General features: G+C 61.0%; 8 protein-coding genes. 2 read left to right on the plus strand and 6 right to left on the minus strand.

Annotated features, from left to right (window positions below):
* The coding region (locus tag P8Z34_16515; protein MEJ2552277.1) for a class I SAM-dependent methyltransferase at window positions 1-860 on the plus strand (860 nt) is incomplete at its 5' end.
* 104 nt (window positions 861-964) lie between these two features.
* Here P8Z34_16515 and P8Z34_16520 read toward each other — a convergent pair.
* The 6 genes from P8Z34_16520 to P8Z34_16545 form a co-directional block, all read right to left on the minus strand.
* Window positions 965-1369 carry a response regulator gene (locus P8Z34_16520; protein ID MEJ2552278.1) on the minus strand — a complete coding sequence of 135 codons (405 nt, stop codon included), beginning with the start codon at window positions 1367-1369 and terminating at the stop codon, window positions 965-967.
* Window positions 1370-1631: 262 nt separating this feature from the next.
* On the minus strand, window positions 1632-2744 hold the full coding sequence (locus P8Z34_16525) for an ABC transporter permease (protein MEJ2552279.1): 1113 nt from the start codon (window positions 2742-2744) through the stop codon (window positions 1632-1634).
* Window positions 2741-3547, minus strand: coding sequence for an ABC transporter ATP-binding protein (locus P8Z34_16530; protein ID MEJ2552280.1), 807 nt, complete (start codon window positions 3545-3547; stop codon window positions 2741-2743). The genes P8Z34_16525 and P8Z34_16530 overlap by 4 nt, the downstream gene beginning before the upstream one ends.
* Window positions 3544-3693: a hypothetical protein gene (locus tag P8Z34_16535; GenBank protein ID MEJ2552281.1), complete on the minus strand. Its 150-nt coding sequence runs from the start codon at window positions 3691-3693 to the stop codon at window positions 3544-3546. The genes P8Z34_16530 and P8Z34_16535 overlap by 4 nt, the downstream gene beginning before the upstream one ends.
* Before the next feature lie 21 nt (window positions 3694-3714).
* Window positions 3715-4896, minus strand: coding sequence for an ABC transporter permease (locus P8Z34_16540; protein MEJ2552282.1), 1182 nt, complete (start codon window positions 4894-4896; stop codon window positions 3715-3717).
* Window positions 4893-5627: a TetR/AcrR family transcriptional regulator gene (locus P8Z34_16545; GenBank protein MEJ2552283.1), complete on the minus strand. Its 735-nt coding sequence runs from the start codon at window positions 5625-5627 to the stop codon at window positions 4893-4895. The genes P8Z34_16540 and P8Z34_16545 overlap by 4 nt, the downstream gene beginning before the upstream one ends.
* Before the next feature lie 214 nt (window positions 5628-5841).
* Here P8Z34_16545 and P8Z34_16550 point away from each other — a divergent pair.
* Window positions 5842-6208, plus strand: a 367-nt coding sequence (locus tag P8Z34_16550; GenBank protein ID MEJ2552284.1) for a hypothetical protein, incomplete at its 3' end; no start/stop codon positions are given.

Raw genomic sequence — 6208 nt, forward strand, 5'->3', positions numbered from 1 at the left:
GGTGGACTGGCTCGAAGAAGGGACACAGGACCGTGCCTGAGCGCCGCGGTGACCCGCAGTCCAACGCCGTGGGGGACGAGCGTAGACTCCTGCGCGAGCATTGGGACCGAATCGCCCGGGATATGCCCGACCTGCTGCCGGCCGCCTCGACGCGCTACTACCGGCAGATGGAGATCGCCTTGATCCGGCGCCACGTCGGCGATCTGCGCGGCAAGAAGGTCTTGAAGCTTGACCTGTGGAACGAGGCCGTCAACACGCGCATCCTGAACTGGATGGCAGATAACGGCGCCTGGACCTGCGGGTTGGACATCAGCCATCAAACCGCCGCACGAGCCGAACGCAGCGCGCGCGATCACACCCAAAAGCCCGGATTCCTGCAGGCGGAGATACGCGGCCTTCCCTTTGCGGATGACACTTTCGACTTCGTCTATACCATGGGAACGATCGAACACATCGACGATCAAGTAGCTTCGCTGCGCGAAATCGAGCGAGTGCTCAAAGCCGGGGGAATCGCCATCGTCGGCGTGCCGCACAAATGGGATCTGTTCCTGCGGCCGCTGTTCGTTTACGCTTTGACGTCGATCGGGAAATATCTCTACGCGCCCGAGAAGTGCATGAGCGCCGGGGAGCTGCGGCGCGCGGTCACGCAAAGCGGTCTGCAGGTGCGGACGCGCACCGGCCTGCTGCTCATGCCGGGAATCCTGCGCATGGCCGACCTGTTCTTCCTCAGCAGGGGAATCCCGCTGCGGCGGCTGACTCCCTTACTGCTCTGGCCCTTCGAGCAGCTCGAACGGCGCAGTTCGTGGGCTCGCAAATTCGGTTATTTGCTCACCCTCGTCGTTGAAAAACCTGCAGCGTAGTTCTTTCGCCCGTATCGATACTTCCGCGGCGAGAGCCGGCTTAACCGGAATCGAACCGCTCCCGGATGGAAATTCCCGGGAGCGGTTAGCAATTCGGAAATGGATTACTGGCTGTTTGGCTGTTCCTGGTTCGAGGACAAGATGGGAAGGTACTCGGCGAGGGTCTTCTTGAGATCCTGCATGGTGAAGGGTTTCGCCAGAAAGCCGTCCGCACCGGCCTGGAGGGCGGCTTCGCGGTCTTCCGGGCGCGCCTTGGCGCTGACGATGTGGATGGGCATTCGTTTGCCTCTGGAATTCTCCCGCAGCCAGCGCAGGAGAGTCAGGCCGTCGACCTCGGGCATCATCACGTCGAGCAGGATCAGATCCGGTGTTGTCTGCTGCATGACCAGCATTGCTTCCATCGCATTGCAGGCGATATGCGCCTCGATGCCCATCGGCGTGAGGGCCTCTTTGATCACTTCGGCATACGCTTTTTCGTCGTCGATGAGAAGAATGACGGGTTTCGCCATGTAGCTTCCTTTCTGCACCCTGCACCATTGCTGATCGAGAACGACCATTCCACTGCGTTCGATACCACCGCGTCGCGACTGGTTTGAAGCCTGTGCGATTTTTTTCTTACCAACGCAATCCGATGTAACGAGTCTACTGTACCACAATTCCGTGCCGCAGCACGACGCCCGGGAAGCCGAAACGAGCCCCCGTTGTCTGGTTCAAAGTTTATGCAAACTTGGTTTTATACGCAATGAGGGATTTTTCCCATGGGCCGGGCGTTCAGCCCGCAGGGGCGCCGTCTCCACGCAACTTGCGCCGCTGGAACAATGCGATGCCCGCAATGAAAACCAGAACGGAGAGCAGCAGCGTTACGCTGAGACGGAATGCAACGTGGGACAGGCCAGCGCCGTCGTTCAAAATTTGCTGCAGCGTGAGCAGTCCGTGCGTCGCGGGGAAGAAATCGAACAGCATAATCGAATGTCCAAAAATAGTGAAGAGTTCCGTCGAGGGCACGGGGAAAAATGCCCCCGAAACGAATACCCCCAGCATCGTCGCCGTGCTGCCCAGATTGACCGCCTGGCTGTCGTTCTCCACGAAGCAGCCCACGACCAATCCGATGCCGATCGCCGAGAGGCTGACGGCCAGACAGGCGCTCATGGCCAGGGCAAGGGAGCCGTTGTTGTGATATCCCAACGTCAGCGCCACCATGAAAACGACGAGCACCAGGATCACGGCGACCACCAGTTGCGCGAGCGTGATCCCGAGCAGAAGTTCCCACGAGCGAACGCGGCTCAGGCGCAAACGTTGCAGCGTTCCCCAGCGTGACTCCCGCCCGACGAGCATGGCGGTCTGGGGGATGAGCATCAACAAGGCAAACACCATCATCCCGGGCGCGTAGCGGTCGTATTCGTTCAAGGGTCCGCTGGGTGCGTAGCGCGCTTCGACGATTTCCAATGGCGCCGCGCGCCCGGCGATCCGGTCGGCGTGCCGGTACAGGATTTCATCCAGGATCACGCTCGCACGGTAAAAGCGCGGGTTCAGCGCGTCGCCGTGTACCGTCGTCTCGAGGTCCCCGTCGGCATTCACTTCGAGAAACGCTGCGATCCGGCGCTCTTGAAGGGCGGCTTGTGCCGCGTCTTCATCGTCGATCGTTTTTACCTCGAAGAGCGGGCTCCCGTCCGGATAACTGGCGGCGCGCAGGGCTTCGATGAGTCCCGCATCCCCGCCATCGCCGACGGCCACCCAGATCTCATGCGTTGCCTGATAGGGTTCGCTGTAAGCGAAGGCCGTGATGCCCAGGAAGGCCAGCGGGATGAGCAGGATCAACGCCAGCAGGCTGGGCTCACGCATGATCTCGCGTAGAAATTTGCGGGCGATCTGAACGGCCTTCACGATCGCAAACTCCGTCCGGTCAACTGGATGAAAACGTCCTCGAGGGTGTTTTCCCGCAGGCGCATTTCGCCGACCGGGAGGTTCTGTTGCTCCAGGATCTCGATGATCGCAGCCAGTTTTCCCACGGCGTTGAGGGCGCGCACGGTTACCCGTCTGTTTTCGATGTCGAGGTGGACGGCGTCCACGATTGGTTTCAAGGCCTTTTCGACGGCGGATTTTTGAGCGGCGCCGAGCTGCGCGGTGATTTCGATCTCCACCACGTCTCCCTCGCCGACGCGCCGTTTCAGGGCCGCGGGAGTGTCGAGTTCTAAAAGTCGTCCGCGGTCGATGATCGCCACCCGGTCGGCCAGGCGCTCGGCTTCATCCATGTTGTGCGTGGTGAGGATGATCGTCTTCGAGCGCGCCAGCGCGTGGATGTACCGGCGCACATTCACCCGGCTCTGCGGGTCGAGTCCCGCGCCGGGTTCGTCCAGGATCACGATCTGCGGATCGTGGACCAGTGCCAGTGCCAGATTCAGGCGCCGCTGCATGCCGCCGGAAAGGGCGCGCGCCTGGACGTCCTGCTTCTCGATCAAATCGAGGTCTGCGAGCAACTGCCGGCTGCGTGAGACCGCCGTTTGGCGAGGCAGGGCGTACATCTCGCCCATGAACTCAAGCTGCTCGCGGCAGGTCAGGCGCTGCCAGACGACGATGTCCTGCGGGCAGACGCCCAGGCGAGTCCGCAGCGCTTCGTCCCGGCGGATGATGGATTCGCCGTCGATGCTGACCGTGCCGGAATCGGGCTCGAGCAAGCCGCAGATCATGTTGATCGAGGTCGTCTTGCCGGCGCCGTTGGGGCCCAGGAACCCGAAAACACCCCGCGCTGGACTTCGATGCTGAGATCGTCCACGGCGAGCAGATCGCCGTAGCGTTTGCTCAATCCCTGTGCTTTCAGAACCACTTCGCTCATGTCAAAGCCCTTCTGTCGCGCTCAAAACAGCTTCATTCTGCGGCGGTGGTAGAGCAGGATGCCCAGGATGTAGATGCCGGCGGAGAGCAGCGTCAGCGCCGCCAGTTCGAATATCAGATCGCCTGCGCCCGCGCCGTAGACGGTCACCTGCCGTATCGCCGCCGCGGCGTGTGTCGTGGGCAGGAAGTCGTACGGTTGAATCACCCGTCCGGCCCAGGTAAAGAGCGGCATTTTGGGCATGGGATACAGGGCGTCGGAGAGGAACACCAGCGGCACGAGCACCGCCGAGGCCAGATTCGTGGCGTCGGCAGGCGTTCGCGAGAAGCTGGCCACCAGCAGTCCCAACCCGATCGCCGAGAGGTTGAAGAGCAGGCAGATGAAGACGATCAGCGCCAGGGAACCGCGGTTGGAGAATCCCATCAGCAGCGCCGATCCGAGCGTGATGGGAACCTGGATCATGGCGACGACCGTCAGCGCCAGGGTGACCCCGGAGAGCAGCTCGAAGGCGCGCAGGCGGGTGAGACGCAGGCGGCGCAGCGTTCCGCCCAGGTGCTCGCGCACCATCAACTCCGCGGCGATGAGCGTGCTGAAGGCGATGCCGAAGACGATCACGCCGCCGACTCCGAAATCGAAATCCGACATCGAGCCCGTGCCGGGGACGAAGCGGTAGTTCACGTCGATGCTTTCCTCCCGGCCGGCCGCCTGCAGGGCGAACTGGCGCAGGAAGCCGCCGAGCAAGCTGCGGGCGAAGACGTACTCGTCCGCTTCCGGCGCGCCGACCAGCGTGATTTGCGCCGTATTGCCGGCCTCGACGCCTGCCGCGTAATCCCGCAGAACCGCGCTGAAATCGGCCGGGATGACGACGAGCAGCGAGGCCTTGTGTTCGCGCAGCGCGACTTCGGCTGCCGGCCGTTGGTCGACCTCGGCCACGTCGAAGAGCGGCTGCCCTTCGTATTCGGCGTCCCGCAGCAGGCGGATGAAGGTCCGCCCGGCATTGGATGTTTCGGCGCCAGAATCTTCGCTGCCCGCGTCGAGGTTCAGCACCAGTACGGAAACGTACTTCGATAGTCCCTCGCTCGTCTGGCCGAAGGAGACGTAGTAGAAGCCGACGAGCAGCGCCGGGAAGACCAGCATCAAGACAACGGTCATGCGCTCGCGCAGCAGTTCGTGCAGCGTCTTGCGCATCACGCAGAGCGTTTTCATGCCCCCGTCTCCTGCGAGTGCGGCGTTGTTTCTCCGCTTCCAATCCCCTGCAGGATGAGATCGAGCAGCGCCTCGACGAGGCGGTCGAAGGGCACCTCGTCATCCGAAACGCGCAGGTAGCGGTTGAGGTAGGGCAGCAGTCGACTGTCGCCGACGGCCAGCAGGGTGGCGTTGATCGCGCGCGCCGCAGCCTGGAGATCGACGTCCGGGCGCACTTCGCCGCGTGCGGCGGCCTGGGAAAGCATCTGCGTCACGATTTCCAGCATCTTCTGTGCAATTGGCTCGACGCATTGTGGATAAAAGGATTCGTCGCCCTGGTATGCGGCGCGGACGAAGAACTGCACCAGGCCGGATTGCATCTCGCTCCACTCGAGCCCGCCCTGCAGATAGGCGGCGAGCGCCTCGCGCAGCGGCAGGGAGGCGAGGTAGGGTTGGAAGGCGTCGAACATGTCCAGCACGTAGCGGGTGCAAATTTCGACGGTGAAAGCCAGCAGGTTGTCGCGTTTGCCGAAGTAGTTGTAGAGCGAACCGACGGCAATGCCGGCGCGGGCGGCGACGCGTTTGACGTTGATCTCTGAAGGACCGACCTCGACCGCCTCGTCGAGGACGGCCTGCAGGATGCGCTGCTGTCGCCCGGGATCGAGGCGCCGGAAGGTGCGCGTGACCAGTCCGGCCTGTTCCAGGGGCAGGATGTGGGTGTGGATCGCCGTCCATTCGGGAAATTCGAGCATAAGTGAACCTAGAGTTCACATTATATAAAAGTGTAGTTCAGAATACAAGCTTAATCGAGAAGTCCATGGGATCGCTGAAGGTACGGAAGATCATTGATCGCGCTGAAAAGATCTTTGATATATTCGTATTCAAACGGTTTGAGGTAACTTTCCGGTAACTGTTGGGTGCTATATTCATTGAGAGAGCTCGTTCTACTTTTCCTGAGGAATTCAGATGAATGACAAAATGACTCGAGTTGCAGTGGTTCTTTCGACCAGTGTGATCCTTACGTCGTGTAACTCTTTTCAGGCACCGGCTAAATTTGAGGTGACGAATATCAAGGATCCCACATTGATTGAAACCGATGTAATCTCCCCCTTGCCTACAATGAAACCATCAAGCGTTCCAACCTCACCACAGGTAAGTCTGGGTAGGATGCCGGATATTCTCTTGAACCTCGGCACCGATGGTTGGTGGGAGTGTGACCGTGATGGCACAAACCAAATCTGGTTTTCGGCATATCCCTATCACACTTCGGTGGCGTTATTACATGACGATAGCGTCGACTACAACTATCCAACATGGTCCCCCGATGGTGAAT

Source organism: Anaerolineales bacterium, assembly GCA_037382465.1.
GTDB lineage: Bacteria > Chloroflexota > Anaerolineae > Anaerolineales > E44-bin32 > WVZH01.